The organism is Camelimonas lactis, assembly GCF_004342915.1.
Taxonomy (GTDB): domain Bacteria; phylum Pseudomonadota; class Alphaproteobacteria; order Rhizobiales; family Beijerinckiaceae; genus Camelimonas; species Camelimonas lactis.
In genome coordinates, this window is the sequence record NZ_SLWL01000001.1 from 346,647 (window position 1) to 368,052 (window position 21,406).

The 21,406-nt window shown below is 66.1% G+C and carries 18 protein-coding genes and 1 other RNA gene; 9 read left to right on the forward strand and 10 right to left on the reverse strand.

Annotated features, from left to right (window positions below; genetic code table 11):
• Window positions 1-120: 120 nt before the first annotated feature.
• From EV666_RS01525 to metH, 3 genes are all read left to right on the forward strand, one after another.
• The gene (locus tag EV666_RS01525) at window positions 121-1,140 is read left to right on the forward strand and encodes an ArsR/SmtB family transcription factor (RefSeq protein WP_245514139.1); all 1,020 of its coding nucleotides are present in this window, start codon (window positions 121-123) and stop codon (window positions 1,138-1,140) included.
• Complete coding sequence (metF, locus tag EV666_RS01530; protein ID WP_245514140.1) at window positions 1,137-2,090, forward strand: methylenetetrahydrofolate reductase [NAD(P)H]; 954 nt, start codon at window positions 1,137-1,139, stop codon at window positions 2,088-2,090. Before EV666_RS01525 ends, metF begins: the two co-directional genes overlap by 4 nt.
• A 130-nt stretch (window positions 2,091-2,220) precedes the next feature.
• Complete coding sequence (metH, locus tag EV666_RS01535; RefSeq protein WP_132001951.1) at window positions 2,221-5,994, forward strand: methionine synthase; 3,774 nt, start codon at window positions 2,221-2,223, stop codon at window positions 5,992-5,994.
• A gap of 183 nt (window positions 5,995-6,177) precedes the next feature.
• Here metH and EV666_RS01540 read toward each other — a convergent pair whose 3' ends face one another.
• Complete coding sequence (locus tag EV666_RS01540; RefSeq protein WP_132001954.1) at window positions 6,178-7,224, reverse strand: hypothetical protein; 1,047 nt, start codon at window positions 7,222-7,224, stop codon at window positions 6,178-6,180.
• 679 nt (window positions 7,225-7,903) lie between these two features.
• Window positions 7,904-8,977, reverse strand: coding sequence for a hypothetical protein (locus EV666_RS01545; RefSeq protein WP_132001957.1), 1,074 nt, complete (start codon window positions 8,975-8,977; stop codon window positions 7,904-7,906).
• Between EV666_RS01545 and EV666_RS01550 the strand changes: the two genes are divergently transcribed.
• Window positions 8,967-9,311, forward strand: a complete 345-nt coding sequence (locus EV666_RS01550; protein WP_132001960.1) for a hypothetical protein — start codon at window positions 8,967-8,969, stop codon at window positions 9,309-9,311. The genes EV666_RS01545 and EV666_RS01550 overlap by 11 nt on opposite strands.
• Window positions 9,312-9,403: 92 nt before the next feature.
• On the opposite strand, the gene EV666_RS01555 is transcribed toward EV666_RS01550, so the two are convergent.
• From EV666_RS01555 to EV666_RS01590, 8 genes are all read right to left on the reverse strand, one after another.
• Entirely contained in the window at window positions 9,404-9,820 is a 417-nt protein-coding gene (locus EV666_RS01555; protein WP_245514141.1) for a septal ring lytic transglycosylase RlpA family protein, read from the reverse strand.
• Between the two features lie 611 nt (window positions 9,821-10,431).
• Complete coding sequence (locus tag EV666_RS01560; RefSeq protein ID WP_132002765.1) at window positions 10,432-11,040, reverse strand: thiamine phosphate synthase; 609 nt, start codon at window positions 11,038-11,040, stop codon at window positions 10,432-10,434.
• Window positions 11,027-11,812, reverse strand: coding sequence for a thiazole synthase (locus EV666_RS01565; protein ID WP_132001963.1), 786 nt, complete (start codon window positions 11,810-11,812; stop codon window positions 11,027-11,029). The genes EV666_RS01560 and EV666_RS01565 overlap by 14 nt, the downstream gene beginning before the upstream one ends.
• 4 nt (window positions 11,813-11,816) lie before the next feature.
• Entirely contained in the window at window positions 11,817-12,044 is a 228-nt protein-coding gene (gene thiS / locus EV666_RS01570; RefSeq protein ID WP_245514142.1) for a sulfur carrier protein ThiS, read from the reverse strand.
• Window positions 12,041-13,111 carry an FAD-dependent oxidoreductase gene (locus EV666_RS01575; protein WP_132001966.1) on the reverse strand — a complete coding sequence of 357 codons (1,071 nt, stop codon included), beginning with the start codon at window positions 13,109-13,111 and terminating at the stop codon, window positions 12,041-12,043. Before EV666_RS01575 ends, thiS begins: the two co-directional genes overlap by 4 nt.
• A 265-nt stretch (window positions 13,112-13,376) precedes the next feature.
• A complete protein-coding gene (locus EV666_RS01580; protein ID WP_132001969.1) occupies window positions 13,377-14,147 on the reverse strand; it encodes an N-acetylmuramoyl-L-alanine amidase in 771 nt (256 codons plus the stop codon).
• Window positions 14,148-14,324: 177 nt separating this feature from the next.
• Entirely contained in the window at window positions 14,325-15,125 is an 801-nt protein-coding gene (locus EV666_RS01585; RefSeq protein ID WP_132001972.1) for a TerB family tellurite resistance protein, read from the reverse strand.
• A gap of 357 nt (window positions 15,126-15,482) precedes the next feature.
• Complete coding sequence (locus tag EV666_RS01590; protein WP_132001975.1) at window positions 15,483-15,737, reverse strand: hypothetical protein; 255 nt, start codon at window positions 15,735-15,737, stop codon at window positions 15,483-15,485.
• Window positions 15,738-16,971: 1,234 nt separating this feature from the next.
• Between EV666_RS01590 and EV666_RS18525 the strand changes: the two genes are divergently transcribed.
• The 5 genes from EV666_RS18525 to ftsL all read left to right on the forward strand — a co-directional run bounded on the left by EV666_RS18525 (window position 16,972) and on the right by ftsL (window position 21,310).
• Window positions 16,972-18,006 carry a lytic transglycosylase domain-containing protein gene (locus tag EV666_RS18525; protein WP_245514176.1) on the forward strand — a complete coding sequence of 345 codons (1,035 nt, stop codon included), beginning with the start codon at window positions 16,972-16,974 and terminating at the stop codon, window positions 18,004-18,006.
• A gap of 149 nt (window positions 18,007-18,155) precedes the next feature.
• Window positions 18,156-18,534: RNase P RNA component class A (rnpB, locus tag EV666_RS01600), an RNA gene on the forward strand.
• A gap of 801 nt (window positions 18,535-19,335) precedes the next feature.
• Window positions 19,336-19,842 (forward strand): division/cell wall cluster transcriptional repressor MraZ, encoded by a 507-nt coding sequence (locus EV666_RS01605; protein ID WP_132001978.1) that lies wholly within the window; start codon window positions 19,336-19,338, stop codon window positions 19,840-19,842.
• Window positions 19,839-20,882, forward strand: coding sequence for a 16S rRNA (cytosine(1402)-N(4))-methyltransferase RsmH (rsmH, locus tag EV666_RS01610; RefSeq protein ID WP_132001981.1), 1,044 nt, complete (start codon window positions 19,839-19,841; stop codon window positions 20,880-20,882). Before EV666_RS01605 ends, rsmH begins: the two co-directional genes overlap by 4 nt.
• On the forward strand, window positions 20,882-21,310 hold the full coding sequence (ftsL, locus tag EV666_RS01615) for a cell division protein FtsL (protein ID WP_132002775.1): 429 nt from the start codon (window positions 20,882-20,884) through the stop codon (window positions 21,308-21,310). The genes rsmH and ftsL overlap by 1 nt, the downstream gene beginning before the upstream one ends.
• Window positions 21,311-21,406 lie beyond the last annotated feature (96 nt).

Here is a 21,406-nt window from a genome sequence, read left to right on the forward strand (position 1 = left end):
GCGGTTTCCAGACACATTCGCCGCTTGACCATATAAAGATATGTTTATATCTATCTCGCAACGCTGGTTTCAGCGCCGGGGCGCCGCCGCGCGCCCCGGTTTCCTGCCATGGGGTTGCGCGTGTCCGCCGCTGACAACGTCTCTTTTGACGCCATTCTCGTCGCGCTGAAGGCGGCGGCGGAAGAAACGCGTCTGCGCATCCTGTATCTGCTGGCGCGGGGCGAGTTCAGCGTTTCCGACCTCACCGACATTCTCGGCCAGTCGCAGCCGCGCATTTCCCGCCATCTTCGCCTGTTGTGCGAGGCTGGCCTGGTGGAGCGGCGGCGCGAGGGGGCCTGGGCGTTTTTCCGCCTGGCTGGCGGCGGCGGCCTGCCTGCGCCGCTGCGGGCGCTGGTTGACGCCCTGCCGCAGGACGACGCGCTGCTGGCCCGTGATCTTGAGCGCCTGGCCCAGGTGCGTGAGGAACGCGCCCGCGCCGCCAGCGCCTGGTTCGCCCGCATCGCGCCGGAGTGGGACCAGCTGCGCTCGCTGCACGCGCCGGAAGCGGCGGTGGAGCAGGCGATCCGCGATCTGGTTGGCCCGGCGCCGGTGCGCGCCCTGCTTGATCTCGGCGCCGGCACCGGGCGCATGTTGCAGCTGCTGGCGCCGCAGGCGCAGCGCCTTGTCGGCGTCGACGCCAGCCCGGCCATGTTGCAGGTGGCGCGCGCCAATCTGGAGCGGGCGGGCATTACCCGCGCCGAATTGCGCCAGGGCGACATCAACGCCCTCGACGTGGAGCGCGGCGCCTTCGACCTGGTGGTGGTGCACCAGGTGCTGCACTTTCTTGACGATCCCGGCCGCGCCCTGCGCGAGGCCGCCTCGGCGCTGGCGCCGGGCGGGCGACTGCTGGCGGTCGATTTCGCCACGCACGAACACGAGTTTCTCCGCACCGGGCACCAGCACCGGCGCCTGGGGTTTGACGATGCGCAGATGGCGGCCTGGTTCACCGCCGCCGGGCTTGAGCCGCAACCGGGCGTGCGTTTGCCTGGCGGTGGAGCGGATGGTCTGGAGGGCGGCCTGACGGTCGTGCTGTGGCTGGCCCGCGATCCGCGCGTCATTACAGACTGGTCGCCGGGCGACCGGAATTCAGGGGTTGCATGATGATTGCCCAGGGAACACGGGACGGGACGCGCGCGGCGGCGCGCCAGGGCGGGCGTCCGAGCCGCGACAACCTGCGCGCGCCGCGCGCCTCATTCGAGTTCTTTCCGCCGAAAACGCCGGCCATGGAGGAGCAGCTGTGGAGCGCCATCCGCCGGCTGGAGCCGATGCGGCCGCATTTCGTCTCCGTCACCTACGGCGCTGGCGGCTCCACCCGCGAGCGCACCCACGCCACGGTGAAGCGCATTGTCGATGAAACGGCGCTGACGCCCGCCGCGCATCTCACCTGCGTCGCAGCCTCGCGCGATGAGGTGGATGAGGTGATCCGTGGTTACCACGCCGCTGGCGTGCGCCACATCGTGGCGTTGCGTGGCGACGCCATCGAGGGCCCCGGCCACGCCTTCCACGCCCACCCACAGGGTTATCAGTCATCAGCCGACCTGGTGGCCGGCATTCGCGCCATTGGCGATTTCGAGGTGTCGGTGTCCGCTTACCCGGAAAAGCACCCGGAAAGCCCCGATCTCGACGCCGACATCGACATGCTGAAACGCAAGATCGACGCCGGCGCCACCCGGGCCATCACCCAGTTCTTTTTCGATAACGACGTCTACTTCCGCTTCATCGACCGGGCGCAGGCGCGCGGCGTGGACATTCCGATCGTGCCGGGGCTGCTTCCCGTGCAGAATTTCACCCAGGCGGCCAGCTTCGCCGCCCGCACCGGCGCCAGTGTGCCGGGCTGGCTGGCGCAGCGCTTCGAGGGGCTGGACAATGACCCGGAAACCCGGCGGCTGATCGCCTCCGCCGTGGTGAGCGAGCAGGCGGCGGAGCTGATTGATCGCGGCGTGGAGGACATCCACTTCTACACCATGAACCGGGCCGACCTGGTCTATGCGGTGTGCCATCTGCTGGGCCTGCGCCCGGCCGCCGGAGCCTCCAGCCAGCCGGCGGGTTGACGCCAGCCCTGTCCTGATGCGGCCGCCGCATGGGACGATTCATGTTAAAACGGGCGCGCGGCGGAGCCCGGCAGTCTGCCGGCTCCCTCCGCAGCCCCAGCCGGCGCTTTTCGCGCAACCGGATCAAGCCATGACCCAGACCACGACCCAGCCGATCATCCCCACCGCCGCCAGCCCGGCCGACGGCGACGCCGCGCGCGCCGCCCTGAACGCCGCCGCCCGCGAGCGCATCCTGGTGCTCGACGGCGCCATGGGCACGATGATCCAGGGACGGAAGTTCTCGGAGGAGGATTTTCGCGGCGCGCGGTTCCGCGACCATGGCCACGACCTGCGCGGCAACAACGATCTGCTGATCCTGACCCAACCGGACGCCATCCGCGAGATTCACCTCGAATATTTCATGGCCGGCGCCGACATCGTCGAGACCAACACCTTCTCCGGCACGTCAATCGCCCAGGCTGACTACGGCCTTGAAGCCATTGTCTACGAGCTGAACCGCGAAGGCGCGCGGCTGGCGCGGGAGGCGGCGCAGGAGGCGGAGCGCCGCGATGGCCGCCCGCGCTTCGTCGCCGGCGCGGTGGGGCCAACCAACCGCACCCTGTCGATCTCGCCGGACGTCAATAATCCGGGCTACCGCGCCGTCAGCTTCGACCAGGTGCGCGATGCTTACGCAGAGCAGATTCGCGGCCTGGTCGACGGCGGGTCGCACATCATCCTGATCGAGACCATCTTCGACACCCTGAACGCCAAGGCGGCGGTCGTGGCGGCGGAGCAGGTGTTCGCGGAGAAGGGCGTGCGCCTGCCGCTGATGATCTCCGGCACCATCACCGACCTTTCCGGCCGCACCCTGTCGGGCCAGACGCCGGAAGCGTTCTGGAACTCGCTGCGCCACGCCCGGCCGTTCAGCATCGGCCTCAACTGCGCCCTCGGCGCCCGGGAAATGCGCGCCCACATCCAGGAGCTGTCGCGGGTCGCCGACACGCTGGTCTGCGCCTATCCCAACGCCGGCCTGCCCAACGAATTCGGCCTGTATGACGAGAGCCCGGAGGCCATGGCGGCGCTGGTGGGCGAATTCGCCGCCTCCGGCCTGGTCAACGTGGTGGGCGGCTGCTGCGGCACCACGCCGGCGCATATCGCCGCCATCGCCAGGGCGGTGGCCGGCAAGGCGCCGCGCATCGCGCCCGAAGTGGAGCCCCGCCTGCGGCTGTCGGGCCTGGAGCCATTCACCCTCACCGACGACATTCCGTTCGTGAATGTTGGCGAGCGCACCAACGTCACCGGCTCGGCGAAGTTCCGCAAGCTGATCACCGCCGGCGATTACGCCGCCGCGCTCGACGTGGCGCGCGATCAGGTGGCCAACGGCGCCCAGATCATCGACGTCAACATGGACGAGGGCCTGCTCGATTCAAAGCAGGTGATGACCGATTTCCTCAATCTGGTCGCCGCTGAACCGGACATCGCCCGTGTGCCGGTGATGGTCGACAGCTCGAAGTTCGAGGTGATCGAGGCCGGGCTGAAGTGTTTGCAAGGCAAGGGCATCGTCAACTCGATCTCGCTGAAGGAAGGCGAGGAGAAGTTCATTCACGAGGCGCGCATCGTCCGCGCCTATGGCGCCGCCGTGGTGGTGATGGCCTTCGACGAGCAGGGCCAGGCCGATACGGCGCAGCGCAAGGTGGAGATCACCGCGCGCGCCTACAAAATTCTCACCGAACAGGTCGGCTTTCCGCCCGAGGACATCATCTTCGATCCCAACATCTTCGCCGTGGCGACGGGCATCGAGGAGCACAACAATTACGGCGTCGACTTCATCCAGGCGACGCAGCGCATCCGCCAGACCCTGCCTTACGCCCATATTTCCGGCGGCGTTTCCAACCTGTCGTTCTCGTTCCGCGGCAATGAGCCGGTGCGTGAGGCGATGCACGCGGTGTTCCTGCTGCACGCCATCCGCGCCGGCATGGACATGGGCATCGTCAACGCCGGCCAGCTCGCCGTTTACGACGAGATCGACCCGGACCTGCGCGAAGCCTGCGAGGACGTGGTGCTGAACCGGCGTCCCGACGCCACCGAGCGGCTGATGGACGTGGCGGAGAAGTTCCGTGGCGGCGCCGGACGCCAGGCGCGCGAGGCCGATTTGACCTGGCGGACGTGGCCGGTGGAAAAACGGCTGGAGCACGCCCTGGTCAACGGCATTACCGAATACATCGACGCCGACACCGAGGAGGCGCGCCTCAGCGCCTTCCGCCCGCTCGACGTGATCGAGGGGCCGCTGATGGCCGGCATGGGCGTGGTTGGCGACCTGTTCGGCGCCGGCAAGATGTTCCTGCCCCAGGTGGTGAAGTCGGCCCGCGTCATGAAGCAGGCGGTGGCCTGGCTGATGCCGTTCATGGAGGCGGAGAAAGCTGCGGGCGGCGGCGGCCGCAGCAGCGCCGGCAAGGTGCTGATGGCCACCGTGAAGGGCGACGTGCACGACATCGGCAAAAACATTGTCGGCGTCGTGCTGGCCTGCAACAATTATGAAGTGATCGACCTCGGCGTCATGGTGCCGGCGGCGAAGATCCTCGATGTCGCCCGCAAGGAAAACGTGGACATCATTGGCCTCTCCGGCCTGATCACGCCCTCGCTCGACGAGATGGTGCACGTGGCCTCGGAGATGGAGCGCGAGGGCTTCGACATTCCGCTGCTGATTGGCGGGGCGACCACCAGCCGCGTGCATACGGCGGTGAAGATCCACCCCAATTATCACCGCAACCAGGCGGTTTATGTGGCTGACGCCAGCCGCGCCGTCGGCGTCGTCTCCAGCCTGCTCTCGGACATGCAGGCGGTGGACTACGTGGCCGGCGTGCGGGCCGAGTACGAGAAGGTGGCGGCCGGTCATGCCCGGGCCGAGGCGGACAAGCAGCGCTTGCCGCTGGCGAAGGCGCGCGACAACGCCATGAAGGTGGACTGGGCGACGCTGACGCCGCCGAAGCCGGCCTTCCTCGGCGAACGGGTGTTCCGCAGCTATGACGTGGCCGAGCTGGTTCCCTATATCGACTGGACGCCATTTTTCCAGACCTGGGAGCTGAAGGGGCGCTTCCCGGCGATTCTGGAGGACGCCAGGCAGGGCGAGGCTGCGCGTCAGCTCTACGCGGACGCCCAGGCCATGCTGAAGCGCATCGTCGATGAGCGCTGGTTCACGCCCCGGGCGGTGATCGGCTTCTGGCCGGCAAACGCGGTGGGCGACGACATCCGCCTCTATACCGGCGAGAGCCGTCAGGAGACGCTGGCGACCTTCTTCACCCTGCGTCAACAGCTCAGCAAGCGCGATGGCCGCCCCAATCTGGCGCTGGCTGATTTCGTTGCGCCGGAGGGCGTGGGCAAACCCGATTATATCGGCGGCTTCGTCGTCACCGCCGGGCCTGAAGAAGACCGCATCGCCAGACGCTTCGAGGGCGCCAACGACGATTACGCGTCGATCATGGTCAAGGCGCTGGCCGACCGCATCGCAGAAGCCTTCGCCGAGCGCATGCACCAGCGGGTGCGCGCCGAGTTCTGGGGCTATGCGCCGGGCGAGAACCTGAGCAACGACGAGCTGATCGCCGAGGCATACGACGGCATCCGGCCGGCGCCGGGTTATCCGGCCCAGCCGGACCATACGGAGAAAGCAACGCTGTTCGACCTGTTGCAGGCGGAAAAACGCATCGGCGTGAAGCTCACCGAGAGCTACGCCATGTGGCCGGGCGCTTCGGTGTCGGGCCTCTACCTGTCGTGCCCCGAGGCCTATTACTTCGGCGTCGCCAAGGTGGAGCGCGATCAGGTGGAGGACTACGCCCGCCGCAAGGGCATGCCGGTCACCGAGGTGGAGCGCTGGCTGGCGCCGGTGCTGAACTATGACCCGGCGAGCTATGGCAGGAGCGCGGCCTGAGGCCGTCGGGCCAAGGTGACGCCAGGTTGATGGCGGCGCGCTGCCGGCAGGCGCGCGCCGCTGTGGGCTTTCGCGGAAAATGGCCGCTGTCACGCGATGTGTAACAGCACGAGGATGTGCGGAAATTTCGGAAAGTGACCCCTTTTAGGACGAAGCGGGCTCAGCTTCCACGAACTTACGGCGTCAATTAGCTGTATAAGTGATTTTCGCCGATCTACCCTTGGGGGCGGGCGACGTGTCGTAAGCAATTGTGAATTCTGGTGTTGCCGTATTTTGACTTGCGGTGGCGGACAGATTGCACAGGCCGCTGCTCCAGACTGTTGGAGATGCGTAATCGACGCGTCTTGTATTCGAATTCAAAAATTTTGTGTCCCCTTGCAATTTTGTTGTATCAGGAAGCATATCGCAGGATGTTACATTGAATGTTTGCATTGATATTAGCGTGTATTTTGATAGAAAAATTTCCGAATCATATTGTGTCCATGGTGTGCCTTGGGCGCCAAAGCGTGGCGCTCCGCGGTACATGCCTTCTGCCAAGCCTTGCCCCGTATCGTTTGTCATGTAAAAATTGACCATATAATTTGGCCAGTTCGACGACCAGTCAAGTATAATAATGACATTCCCATTTATATTTGCAAACGCAGACCCTGTGCGCCAAGTAGGCGAAAATTGAGGCGCTTGCATGTTGAATGCCCAGAATTGGAGCCAGCCGTCATTTCCGTTTGTCATGCCGTCTGTCAGGAATATCGTCTGGCCTGATATGTTTTTTGGAATAGGATAAGGCGAGGGGGAGAAGCCAAGAGGCGGATACGTGAAGCGTGTCGTCATGTTAAGCGGCGCAGCGCTTTCATAAGAAATGACCAGGTCATGATTCCCGTTTGATGTATCCATCAAATCTGTCCCCTTATAGATTGAGCCGTCGCGGTTGTACCGGGGCAGCGTGCAAGCAGGGACGGGTTTGTAAGTACTATTATCTGGCTGCAGGATTCCTTGGGTCTCCGAGATGACAAAGCCAAGGCCAGGAATTTGATCGTTCGGACCTAAAAATATAACGCATTTGGAAGAAACATAAAGTCCGAAGGGTGTCGGCACGTAATCAGCCGGGATGTTTGTTGGCCTGACGGGGAAGCGCGCTTTCGCGCCCGGACTGGGCGCCGCCTCACTGGCGCCGGGCATGATGAGGGCGAGTGAAAGCAACGGGATGGCCAGTTTCGAAATCAGATTCCGCATGTTGTTCACCAGAGGTTGATGGAGTCCTTCCAGTCTGGCGGTATTGAAGTTTGTTGTCAGAATATGTTTAGTTCATATATTTTAGGGAGATTCTCAAAGAATCTGAGCTTATTTACAGGCGAGAAGATTTTTTGTGTGGTTCCGCGTGTTGTTGGAGCTTGTGTCCTGCCAAAATCGATCGTCTGGAGCCTATCTTGAAATCTATCCGACAGAGCCGATCCGGCGGTTCTTTGCACGTCTCCCATCGACCATTGTGCCGGCATTAACGGATGCCGGCGGCGTTTGCCTCCTCACGGGAATCCCCCGGCAGTTTCTGACCGCCGAATTCCCGGAGCGGGCTTTGATAAGGCTGTCGCGTCGGACTGCCGGGTGAGGGCGTTGGGGCGGTTTTGCCGCCTGTGCGGGACCAGCCCGAACGGGCGTGGGTGGCGCAGACGTGGGAGGCTGGCTGGCGCCGGCGCTGAACTATGACCCGAAGGCCTATGGCGTGAGCGCGCCTGAAACGACGTGCGCGTGCTCCCGGATGGGCGTCTGTCTGGCGAATAGGCAAAGGCGATGGGCCCTGGCGCAACGCTTTTGGGACACGACTGAGTGCGCGGCGCACGTTATCGGTAGTTGAAAGGGGAGGCTGATGTCCCGTCGCGCCCGGTCCAGGACGCGACGTTTGTCATGGCGCCCCTCAGTTGTCCTTAAAGGTAATGACAGCAGAGCGGGAGACGGGAGCAGGTTGGGCTCCAAAGACCAGGTCCATGTTCACGCTGTTGGTGTTGGTGGCTGGCCTGATATTTATATGTACATTGCACGACGCTGGGCTGTTGCTGACATTATTTGGATTCGTAATATATTTTTTTGTGTTGGGATATGTCCTGAAGACGTTCGGATCCATCAGGGCTGCCGTAACCGACAGGGGAATTGTGGTCATGCCATCGCATGGTGAGTCACCATAAATTTTAACGCCAGCGAGCACCGCTTCATGTAATATAGCTGGAGCGTCAAACACCATTTGACCGAGCGACCCTTTGTTTGTGCCATTAGACGTGGCGTACAATGACGCAGTTAGAGCGTCTTTATACGAAGCGCCATAAGCTGATCCAATATATGTGAAGCTCTGACCAGTTGTTGTTTTTGTGCTAATAAAGATAACATTGTTCTTGATATTAGGAATCATGGAGGCGGTGGCCCAGACGCCCTCATGGAATGGCATGTTCCATCCAAGTACGCTGTATAAACCGGAAGGGTTGAGCGTATATTGATAGTTGATCGCGCCCCCGGTTATCAGAAATAGAGTTTGGTTGGCGCCAAGCGTGGGCGTTGGAAGCGCGCCTTCAATAAGTACATTTGTGGAAAAAAAATTGTATGGGGAGCCTGTAAGTGGAGGTCCATCGGTAACAGATCGGACGATGGTTGTGTCCATGAGAGACACCAAGCTTGTTGAATTATCTATTATTCTGCCATAGTCAGTGTATCGTGGCTTTGTACAGCTCGGAATGTCCTCATATTTATCTGTCTTTGGATAATATATCTGTTCTTTGACAATTTGGGCGCCTGACGGCAGCCGGATATAGCAGGACGGGTCAACGAGGCCGAAGGGCGTCCGCAGATAGTTTGCCGGAATGTCCGTGACGCGGGTTTGCGGCGTCGCGCGATGCGCCCGCTCCGGTGTTGGTCGATCAGCTGCCTGGCTCGCAAGCGGTGACAATGCCGCGATAAATGTGGCGAGGATGGCAATTCGTGAAATATCGATGAACATCATTTTCCCCATACTCGATTGCATGATTCCGATTATGGGGAAATTATTTCGCCATGCGTTATTTGGCGTAGGTTTCCTGATTTTCAATATTTTTTGGATTGCAGATAAATCAGACCTTTTGGCCCGTTGGGTCATTTATCCCAGGCGTGGGCAATGGATGATGCAGCCTGGTGATCGCTCTTCCCCTTGCGAGCGCATGCGGCGAGGGGCAAAAGCGCGAGATCGTCATCTCTGCGCCGCGCTGCGTGGAGGGGTTCCTGCCGCTCGCCGGATTGCGACGGCATACGGGCGCGTCGGCGTGGCGTTGCGCGTGACTGTCTGGCCTGATCTGTCGTGAATATCGAAACGCCGCCCTCAAGCAACACGCGGGCGGCGTTTTCGCGGTTGGGTTTCGCCGCGCCGGGGAGGCGCAGGGAACAAATCCCGGATTTAGCGGTTGGACGTCTGGGCTTCGTTGGCGGCGGTGCGGACCACCGGCGTCACCACGACAGGCGCGACGCCGCCCATGCCGAGCGCGCGGGCTGCGGCGGCGGACAGGTCAATCACCCGGCCGTGCTTGAAAGGGCCGCGATCATTGATGCGAACCACGATGGACCGGCCGGAACGCTTGTCAGTGACGCGAACCATCGAGCCGAAGGGGAGGGTGCGATGCGCGGCGGTGAGGGCCTTGCCCGTGAAACGTTCGCCGCTGGCGGTCTTGCGACCGTAGAAGCCGGGTCCATACCAGCTGGCGACGCCGTGCTGGCCGGATTGGCGGGTTGAAGAATTATCTGCGAAAGCTGCTGACGTGGTGAACGCCGCGAACCCGACCAGGGTGGCGGCAAATACTTTCTTTCTGGATAGCAACGATCCGTCCTTTGTTGTTGCGGATCGCGCCAGAAAATGGCGGGGGGTGACCACAATGTGGCGTACGGTTTCATGCGTAACTATGAAACTGTGGCATCGATGCACACAACTTGACTATATTCCTCCTGCGTGGCGGTTCAGGCCGACGGAGACATTACCTGGATACGTTGCGGATTTACTTGGAAACGGAATAGAGAGGCGTCACGCGTCGTCCATCCCATGTTGAGGCCATGGTGTGCGCAAGCAAAACGGCCCGATCTGGGGTCGCGATAAAATGCGCTGTGGATACGGGAGTCCTGCGACAATCCGTCGTCGTGAAAAATCGCGCCGATTCATACGCGGGTAATGATTTGCGCGGTTGTGCGCGGGGAGGCGGAACCAGGGCCGGACGAATCGGGGCCTGTCCAGGCCTGGACCTGGCGCGTTATCCGCGCGAGCGTCAGCTCTCTCAGCTCTCAATCCCGGACGGCGCGCTGAAAAGCCGCTGAATGTATCCGCGAAGCCTCAGGCTCTTGCAGGCATATGGTGCTTCCCGGGTGCGGCGGGTCGGGGCGTGGCCCGATGTCCCGCGTCGCTCCCCGAAGACCGCGCTGACGCGCCGCGAGGAACCGTCAGGCGCTGCGACCGGTGAAGGCCAGCCACGCGGCGACGCGCGCTTCCGGGTCGGCGTTCATGGTGACGTCGCTGACCACGGCGATGGAGTCGGCGCCGGCGGCGAACACGTCCGGGGCCCGCTCCAGGGTGACGCCGCCGATGGCGATCAGCGGCGTCGGCCCGAGCCTGCGTTTCCACTCACTGATCCGCGCCAGCCCCTGTGGTGCAAAGCGCATGACCTTCAGGGTGGTCGGCCAGATCGGGCCGAGCGCCACATAGTCGGGGCTCGCCGCCAGCGCCGTCTCCAGCTCCGCTTCGTCATGGGTGGAGACGCCCAGCGTCAGCCCGGCCTTGCGGATGGCGGCGAGGTCGGCCTCAGCCAGGTCTTCCTGGCCCAGGTGCAGGTGACCGGCGCCAGCGTCGATGGCCGCCTGCCAGTAGTCGTTGACGATCAGCTGCACGTCGGCGGGCAGGGTGACCGCCAGGGCGGCGCGGATCATTGTCACGGCGCTGGCGTGATCCAGTTCCTTGGCGCGCAACTGCACCGTGCGCACGCCGCAGCGCACAAGGCGATCGACCCAGGCGACGCTGTCGACGATGGGATAAAAACGGTCAGGAGTTTGCAGCATGCCAGAACGGCGTCCCGGGAACAGGGGTTGAGGGAGAGGCAAAATCACGTGGGGGCATCAGGCCAGCTTCCCACGCGGTGCGGCCGGCCGCCACCGCCTGGCCGAAGGCGCGGGCCATGGCCACCGGATCGCCGGCCTTCGCCACGGCCGTGTTGAGCAGCACCGCGTCATAGCCCAGCTCCATGGCGTGGGCGGCGTGGGAGGGCGCGCCGAGGCCAGCGTCGACCACCAGGGCGATATCCGGAAAGCGGTTGCGCAGCAGGGTCAGCGGGCCCGGGTTGACGATGCCTTTAGCGCTGCCGATAGGCGCGGCCCAGGGCATCACCACCTGGCAGCCAGCGTCAACCAGCCGGGTCGCCACGGTCAGGTCCTCGGTGCAATAGGGAAACACCTGGAAACCGTCGCGGATCAGGATGTCGGCGGCCTCGACCAGCGCCACCACGTCCGGTTGCAGGGTGTCGTCGTCGCCGACAACCTCCAGCTTGATCCAGGGGGTGCCGAACAGTTCGCGGGCGAGCTGGGCGGTGGTGACCGCCTCGCGCACCGTGCGGCAGCCGGCGGTGTTGGGCAGAATCTTCAGTCCCAGTTCGCGGATCAGCGCCCAGAAACTGTCGCCGGTGGCCCCGCCGGCTGTCTCGCGCCGCACCGACACGGTGAGGATGCCGGCGCCCGAGGCGCGCACCGCCGCCTGCATGACGGCGGGGGAGGGATACAGCGCCGTGCCGATCATCAGTCGCGAGGCGATGTCCTCGCCATACAGTTTCAGCATGGCGTCATCCACCCTGTCGCGGCGAGACGATTTCGATGTCGTCGCCGTCGCGCAGCAGGTCCTCGCCCCAGCGTCCGCGCGAAACCACCGCCTGGTTGACGGCGACAGCGATGAACTCGCCGTCATAGCCGAGGGCGTCGAGCAGCGTCCGCACGCTGGCGGCGGCGACCTGCTGGCGTTCGCCATTGACGGTGAGCCCGAGGACGGGGGCGCCGGTCATATTGTCGGTCATGGCGTCGCCTCCTCAAGCGTCGGGGCCGTGGCCGCGCGGCCCGCCACATGAAACAGTTCGTCGTCGCGCACGCCATCGACAATCCAGCGGGTCACGGCTTCGGCGATGGCGGGGGCCATGAGGAAACCGTGCCGGTAGAGGCCGTTGACGCGGACGATGCGGCCTTCGACGGCGACGCGCGGCGCGTGGTCCGGAAAGGCCGGCCGGAGCCCCGCGCCCATCTCGACGATGCGGGCCTCGCCAAACGCCGGGTGAATGGCGAAGGCGGCGCTCATCAGTTCGAGCGCCGAGCGCACGGAGATGCGGTCGTCCTCGCTCTCGATGGTGGAAGCGCCGATGACGAAGCGGTTGTTGGGGCGCGGGATCACATAAAGCGGCCAGCGCGGATGCAGCAGGCGCACTGGCCGGGTCAGGCTGATCTCCGGCGTTTCGATGGTGACCACCTCGCCCTTGACGCCGCGCAGGGCCGGCAGGGCGTCGCGCGCCGCCATGCCCCGGCAATCGATCACCAGGCCGTCCAGGCTTTCTGGGTCCACCGGCGCGCCAAAACGCAGGCTGGCGCCCAGCGCCCGCAGCCGCGCATGGATCGCCGGCACGACCCGGCGCGGCTCCACATGCCCTTCGGCCGCGAAGAACAGGCCATCGCGAAACCGGCCTTCCAGCGCCGGCTCAAGCGTGGCGATCTGCGCCGCGTCAACCCGCTGGTGACCTGGCGTGATGCGGGCGAAGCGCTCGAAATCGGCGCGGTCGCGCGGGTGGGCGACAATCAGCGAGCCGTGGAACGCCGCATCGGGAAACGCCGCGCGCCACAAAGCGAGGGAACGGTGGCCAAGGCGCATCACCAGTGGCTCGGAAACCTCGGCCTCGCAATCGGGCGCCAGCATGCCGCCGGCCCAGTAGCTGGTGGTTCCGGCCAGATCGCCGGCCCCCTGGTCGTACAGGGTGACGGCGCAGCCCGCCTGCGCCAGCGCCAGCGCGCACCAGCTTCCGGCGACGCCGGCGCCGACCACCGAGACGGCGGGCGCGTCACGGGATGTGTCTGGAGGCTGGGTGTTCGCTGTGGTCATGCCGTCCCTCCGCCGATGCGGGACATTCCTGGACGCCGGGCAGCGTCCAGGAATGTCCCGTGCCTTGAGTCGGCGCCGGATCAGCCCGGAAAGCGGTCTCCACTTTCCGGCCCGGCGCCAGCCGGATCAGGTTCAAAGGATTTGGCGTCACGCCATCTCAGCCCTGCCATTGAGACAGGGCACTCCCCGGACTGTTGTGAGTTAGGGCTAACTCACGAAATGTAGATACGCCCCGGCCGCCGGCTCTGCAAGGCGGGCGGCCTTTTCAGGCCACCAGCGGGCCTTGCCGGCTGGCGAGGAGATCGCGCAGGGTGGTGATGGTGGAGGCGTCGGCGACGCCATCGACCAGTTCCGGCCGGAAATGCCGCTGGAAAGCGCGCACCGCCGCCTCGACGCCGGCGTCATAGTTGCCGCTCATGTCCACGCCATAGCCGTAGAGCGCCAGCATGGCCTGCAACGCCTCGACCGGCGGACCGCTTTCGCCGGGGCTGAGAAAGCGCCCGCCGCTGATGGGGGCCGGGCGAACCCAGTGGCCGACGCCAGCCTGGGCGAGGCGCTCCCAGGGAAACAGCTCGCCCGGGTCTTCCTTGCGCAGGGGGGCCACGTCCGAGTGGGCCAGCACGTTCTCGGGCCGGATGGCCCAGCGCTGGATGATGTCCTGGGCAAGGCGCGTCACCGCGGCGATCTGCGCATCCGGATAGGGCGGCAGGCCGCCAGGATGGCCGGCGTTGGCGATTTCTATGCCGATGGAAGCGGAGTTCACATCGGTCTCGCCATTCCAGAAGCTGGCGCCGGCGTGCCAGGCCCGGCGGGCTTCGGGAACCATCTGAACCACGTGGCCATTCTCGAACACGAAATAATGCGCCGAGACTTCCGACACCGGATTGCACAGCCGTTGCAGCGCCTCGCCGGCGTCCGGCATGCCGGTATAATGCAGCACCAGCAGGCGCGGCGCCTGGCCGCCCGCGCGTTCACCGTGGTTGGGCGAGGGGAACACCCTGGCGGCGACCGGGCTGTCAGGTTCCAGACGGGACATGAGCGCTCCTGAAAATCATGCGCGGCGACGCGCCGTAGGCGGCGGCGCATGCGGGCGCCGCGACGGGCGGACGTTTCGCCTGTTTCGCCCGCCGCCTGTTTCGCCCGAAGCGCGACAAAGCTCAAGCCATGGCCGGGTCGCCCAAGCGGCGTTCGCCTTCCCGGCCCTGTTGCCTGGTCATGCGGCCCGCGCCTTCCCGCCGCGCAGGGCGCGGATGCGGGCGAAGGCGTCGTTGATGGCGGCGGCGCGGTCGTTGGCGACGACGATCGCCTCCTGCGGCATGCCGGCGGCGATCAGCCGGTCCGGGTGGTGTTCGGCGATCTGCCGGCGATAGCATTGCAGAAGCTCGGCGTCGCTCATGTCGCGACGGGCGCCGAGAATGCGCCAGGGGTCATCCGGCATGGCCATGTGGTTGGCCTGGATGGCGACGAACTCGTCGTGGCTGAAACCGAAGATATCCGCCACCTCCTCCAGAAACGCCAGTTCCGCCTCGTGGATGGCGTGGTCGGCCCGGGCGATCTCGAACAGGGCGTCCAGCACGCTTTCCAGCAGCGGCCGGTTGTCGGCGAAATGGCTGGCGAGCTGGCGGGCGTAGGCGTCGAAGCCATGGATGGTCTGGCGGGCGAGGTCGAACAGGCGCTCGACGCGGGGCAGGTCCTCGGCCGGCACGTCGATGATGCGGCGAAACGCGGCGATTTCGTTGTGGGTCACCACGCCGTCGACCCGCGCCATCTTGGCGCATAGGGCGACAAGGCCGGTGGCGTAGACCACTTCCGGCGGCGGCGGCCCGAAAATGCCGCCGGGCGCGAACAGGCCGGTGCTTTCCAGAAAACGGCCGGTGGCGGCCCAGGCCTGGGCGCCGGGACTGTCGGCCCGGTCGAGCAGCACATGGCCGGTGGCGGCGCCGACCAGCGCGCCAAGCGGCCCGCCGAGCACCGCGCCAAGCCCCAGGCCGCCGAGTTTTCCCCAGACGCTCATGGCGCGCGGCCAGGGGCGTCCGCCAACCGGGAGCGGCGGGATATGAGGGAACGTGGGGCGGGAGGGCGCGAAAGGGAATCAGGCGTCATCAAGCGCGCATGGAAACATCAGAACGCGCATTTTTCGAGGCGACCCGGTCATCGCGCATGAAAAAAGCGACGCCGGAAACGGCGCCGCCGCATGTCGCCTCCCACCAGCCATTCCCGGCAAGGCCCGCCCGCATCACGGGCGGGCATCACGGGCGGCTTGCGCCACCGGTCCCGTTTGATGGGTTTTCCAGGCGCCAGGCAATGCCATTTGCTGGAAAACGCTTCACGCGAAGCTCAGTGGCGCGCCGATTTCAGTAGCATTCCTGCTTCAGTAGCACTCCTGGTAACGGCGGCCGCCATAGTAGTAGCTGCGGCAATTGGCGGTTCCGGCGCCGACAATCGCCCCCGCCCCGGCGCCGAGCGCCGCGCCGGCAAGTGCGCCGCCGCCAGTGCCCGTGGCCGCGCCGCCAACCGCCGCGCCGGCGAGACCGCCAATGGCGGCGCCGCCCACGGCGCGCTCGCCGGGGGTCTGGCAGGCTGCGAGCCCCATCGTCACCAGTCCGATAGCCAGCAGTTTTTTCATCGATCCTCTCCCTCGGAGTTGCAGCGTGACCTGTGCCGGGAATGCGCCCGGGCGCGAATTGGTTCCCGGCGATGGCGCCGGGAATGGGGCGGCTGGCGCCGCCGGCCGACGCCCGGGCGCTCACCAGGCTGGCCGTGAAGCGTGGCGCGGGAATGGCGAAATTGTCCCGGTCAACACCCCGTTCCAGGCGTGGAAAAACCAGGGCCCTATCCCAGATGAGACAAGGGTTTTCGCCCGGATCATCGGGGGCCAGAACGGGAAGTTGGTCGCGAAATCGTTGAAAAAATGCCGGTTTGCTGCAACAGTGCGGGAATTGGTAACCTTAAAACGCTGCGGCGATTGTATCGGCCCTTGCCTGATCCCTGCCGCAATTGGCGGAAAATTTGCGCCAGACATCTCCCGCGAGGCGAGGCCGCTTCGACAGGGATGATGCGCCAAAAATGAACGGGCCGGCGGACGGCGGCTGCAACCGCTCCGGGGCGGCCGTATCCGCACAGCGGATCGGCCGCGGCCCGGGCGCCGGCGACCTGGCGGGCGGTGGGTTTCGCCTCCCGTCGCCGGCCACGAATAACCCGTGTCGCGGTTCATGCGCCGCGCCGTTTCGTGGATGAAGGGCGCGGCGAACCGGAATTCGCCGTGTCCCGAACAGGACCTTGGGGTGAATTCCGGATATCCACGGCCGCGCCGCCCGGTTGCCGGGTCTGGCGTGGCTGGCGGGATATCAGGCCGCAGGTCGAGGCGCCGGGAGGCGCCGGTCCTGCTTCGGAAGTTCCAGCGCATTTCACGAAGAGTGGCTCCCACTTTTTGTGAGAACAGTGCGTCAAACCAAAAAGATGGGATGCTTCCGGTGAACCAGGTTTCACCTGGACGCGCCAGGTCCACCACCATCTGGGGGTAACGCGGTTTGAATTTGAAAACGACAACAGCCCTGTCGCTGGCGTGCTTCCTTGCTTGCGGAAGCGCTGCGGTGGCGCAGGCGCCGTCTGGCGATGTGGTGGCCCAGGGACCAGGGCCTCTCGGCGGCTTTGGCGGCCATGGATACTCCAAGGGTTCGCCCTGGGGTAAAACCGGCGATACGTCGGGCAACAAGGGGGAGGGCGCGCCCGCGGCCGCCCCAGGCGCCAGGCCTTCGGGCAAAAAGTCCGGTGGCAAAGCTCCCAAAAGCGGTTCCCAGAAGAGATCTGGACATGAAACCGGCGGCCCGGCGCATGCGGCGGCGGGTGGAGCCAGCGTGATGCAGGCGTCGCTGCATGTGGATGACGGCGCGGCGGAAGTCCAGGCTGGAGCGGCCGAACCGCAGGCGGCGGCAAGCGCGGCCCCTGACGCGGCCGTCGCGGCGCCGGCAAAACCGCGCCACGTGGTGATGCGCGCGCCATTGCCGCCGCAACGTCCGGTGGACCTGGACAGCGTGGCGCAGGCGGCGACCGCCCCGGCGACGCAGATGCAGGCAAACGCGCCGTCGCTGCCTGACTCACAAGGGAGCGGGCCGCAGGGGACTGGGCCGCAGGGGCTTCAGCCGCAGGGGCTTCAGCCGCAGGGGCTTCAGCCGCAGGCGGCGGAAGAACAGCCGGCGGCGGATGACGCGCCGTTGAAGGCGGATACGCGTCTTGCGGCGCGCGCGCCGCTGCCGCCAGCGCGGCCCGATGATCTCGACAGCAGCGTCTCCCAGGTGGCGATGGCGCCGCAGGCCCAGCCGGCCGAGGTCGCCAGTCAGGCGACCCAGGCGGCGTTGCAGGCGCCCGCCGCGCCGGCTCCGTCGTCCGGCGGCTTCGACCTGTTCAAGTTTCTGGCCGGCAAGCCACAGGGCGGGACGACCCAGACCGCCGGCGCGCCGGTCGAGGATGAACCCCGTCATGGTCGCCGTTATGCGCGCGGCGCGGCCCGGGACGCCGCGGCGCGCGCGCGCATCGCGCCGCTGATCGAGCGGCACGCCCGCGCCTACGGCATTCCGGTGGCGCTCGCCGACGCGGTCATCCGCGTCGAAAGCCGCTACAATCCTTCAGCCCGCAACGGACCCTATCTGGGTCTGTCGCAAATCCATCTCAACACGGCCCGCGCCGTGGGTTATGGCGGCGGCGCCCAGGGGTTGATGGATGCGGACACCAACCTGCGCTACGGCATGAAATACCTGGCCATAGCCTACCGGCTGGCCGGCGGCGACACCTGTCGCACCATCCTGAAATATCAGGCGGGGCACCGGGCCGAGCGCATGACCTCCCACGCCGCGCGCTATTGCTCGCGGGTGCGCACCATGATGGCGGCGTTCTGAGCCCGGCCTGAAGGGCGGTCGCCGGACCTGGCGCGCCTGGTTGCGGCGGCCTGGTCCGCGTGGCGATTGCAAGTTTCATGCGCTCCCCATTGCTGATGGGGAGCGTTTTTTATTGACTGGCCGCCCGTTCGGCGGCACACCACCCCCCGCCAGTTGGCCGGACGACCGCTGCCCCGCAGAGGAAAGTCCGGGCTCCACGGAAAAACGGCGCCGGATAACGTCCGGCGGGGGCGACCCCAGGGAAAGCGCCACAGAAAGCAAACCGCCGCCGGCCCGCCGGCGGTAAGGGTGAAAGGGTGCGGTAAGAGCGCACCGCGGATGCGGCGACGCAGACGGCATGGCAAGCCCCGCCGGGAGCAAAACCAAATAGGGGCGACGTGCGCGCAAGCGCGGGCTTTTCCGGCCAGATCGCCCGGGTTGGTTGCTTGAGGCGGCCGGTAACGGTCGTCCCAGAGGAATGGTCGTCACGTCCTGCGCCGCTTGCGGCGCGGGGCCTTACAGAACCCGGCTTACAGGCTGACTGGCGCTTTTTTCACTGACGTTCGCGGACGGCGAAGCTTCCGCCGGCGCATCGCGCGGGCGCCGCTGGCCTAGGCCCGCATCTTTGGCCCGGACCAGGCTGATCTCCGCCAATGCGGGCTGGCCGCGCGTTCATCAGGCGGATGTCGCCGGGGGCTGCCCCTGAGCGGCGATTTTTTGCGGCATGTGGGCGGGAGGCGAAAGAGCGGCCTGCGGACGCCAGTTCCCCCGCGTCGCAAGACCGGCTGCGATGATCTGGCCGCCAGGGCGGATGGTCAGGCAACGGCCAGCAAGCTCGTGATGTCCCGGACGCGCGTCCGGGCTTTTTTTTGTGCGGGGTTGGTCTGTTGGCTCATGCGCCTCCTTGGTCGGGCCACGTCGTCGTGCGCATCAAGCGCCAGCACTCAGCAAACCGGCGCGTCCCGCTTGCTGAGGATCCCGCCTGGCCATGGCCGGCCCGCCGCAGCGTTCCTGGTCCCAAGGTTTTCCCCTGCGGCGGCGGCCGGAAAACCACGCCCGGACCTGCGCCGCATAGCAGATTCATTAACCTTGTCAGGACGACAATGGCTGACGGGGCCGTGCGTTTCCGAATCGGCGACGCATGGCCCAGAAATCCTTGATTCCATTGACGCCCAAGATATCCCATGCTATCCCAAATCATCCCGCATGAAGACGTGACGCCATTGCGGGCGTCAGCCCTGCGGCTCTCCGGGGGAGAGGGCGCGGACATGCGTGGGACGACGCCCGCCGCCTGCTCCGGCGCGGGTTTCGGCGTTGAGGGGAGCTGCAAGGTCAGGGCGGCTGGCGGCGATGGACCGGTTCGTGTCCAACTTCACCAACCGGCTCGATTCCAAGGGCCGGGTTTCGATCCCGGCGCCGTTCCGGGCTGTGCTGGCGCGCGACGGTTTCGAGGGGCTCTATGTGCATCCGGGGCTGGACGCCCCGGCGCTGGATGCTGGCGGCAACGCCTTGCTGGCGGAAATCAACGCGTTGCTGGAGACGCTGTCGCCCTACTCGGAAGAGCGGGATTTCCTGTCGACGGCGCTGCTTGGCACGAGCGAAATCCTGAAGGTCGATCCGGAGGGCCGGGTGACTTTCTCAGAGGCGCTGAAGGCCCACGCGGGCATCACGGATACGGTGACCTTCGTGGGGCATGGACACAAGTTTCAGGCCTGGGAGCCGGGCCGTTTCCGGGCTCATCTGGACGAGGCGCGGGCGCGGGTGCGCGAGCTGAAGAAGAATCTGGGCCGGTCTGGGGCGAATGGCGCTTCTGTCCGGTCTGCGACGTCTCTCTCCCCAGGGGCGTCAGGCGCATGACGGGTCACGGCGACGGCAACGCCGACGCCGATGGCGGACCGGCCCGGCATGTTCCTGTGCTCCTGGGGGAGGTGCTCGAAGCCCTCCAGCCAGCGCGCGGCGGCGCATTCCTTGACGGCACCTTCGGCGCGGGCGGTTACGCCGCGGCAATCCTCAAATCCCATCCCGACGCGCGCCTGACGGCGCTCGACCGTGATCCCTCGGCGATCGCCGGCGGCCAGGCGCTGGTCGCCGCATCGGGCGGGCGGCTGCGACTGGTCGAGGCCTGCTTCGGCGACATGGAGCAGACCGCGCGCGATCTGGCGCTGCCGCCGCTGGACGGCATTGTGCTGGATATCGGCGTGTCGTCGATGCAGCTCGATCAGGCGGAGCGCGGATTTTCGTTCCGCTTCGACGGGCCGCTCGACATGCGCATGGCCGCGTCCGGCGAAAGCGCCGCCGACCTGGTGAATCACGAAAGCGAGGAACGCCTCGCCGACATCATCTATCATTTCGGTGAGGAGCGCCGCGCCCGCGCGGTGGCCCGCGCCATTGTCGCGGCGCGCAAGGAAGCGCCGATCCTGACCACACGCGCCCTGGCCGATCTGGTGGCGCGGGTGGTGCGCGCCGACCCCAACGGTCCGCATCCGGCGACCCGCACCTTTCAGGCGCTGCGCATCGCGGTGAACGACGAATTGGGAGAACTGGTCCGGGCGCTGCACGCGGCGGAGCGCCTGCTGGCGCCAGGCGGCCGCCTGGTGGTGGTGACGTTCCATTCGCTGGAAGATCGCATCGTCAAGCAGTTCTTCGCCCGCCGGCAGGGGCGGGGCGGCGGCGGCAACCGCTTCGCGCCCTCGCTGGCGCCGGTCGCGCCGGCCACCTTCACGGCGGTGACGCGCAACCCGGTGACGGCCTCGGAAAACGAGTTGCGCGCCAACCCCCGCGCCCGCTCGGCCAAGTTGCGCGCGGCGACGCGCACGGAAGCGCCGGCGCAGGACGAGGACAGCGCCGTGACCAGCCTGGCGGTATTGCCAGCCCCGACGGGACGGAGAGCGCGATGATCCTCCGCATTTTCCACATCGCCGCCATCGGCGCCCTGATCGCATCGGCCGTCTACGCCTATTCAATCAAATACGACACCATCTATCTGGCCGAGCAGGTCGCCAAGCTGAAGCACCAGATCAAGCGCGAAAAAGACATGAACGCGGTGCTCGCCGCCGAGTGGCAGCGCCTGACGCGGCCGGACCGCCTGCAGATCCTGGCCGAGCGGCATCTGGACCTGAAACCGATGGCGATCGACCAGCTGGCGCGCGCCAGCGACCTGCCGCAACGCCAGGAGAAAATTGACGCCATCGGGCGCAAGCTGGCGGACCTGGGGCTCTCGGAGCCCACCACCACGCCGTCGGCTGGCGCAGCAAGCGCGACAGCCGCGCCGGAACAGCGCGCCGCGCCGCGCACGCCGGCCGCCGCCCGCACGCCAGGGAGGTAATGTTGCAGGACCACTCCACGCCCCCCGGCGGCAAATCTCCTGAACGCGCCGGCCCCCGGTTGCCGGGGGCGTCGCCGCGCGCGCCGCTGGGCGCAT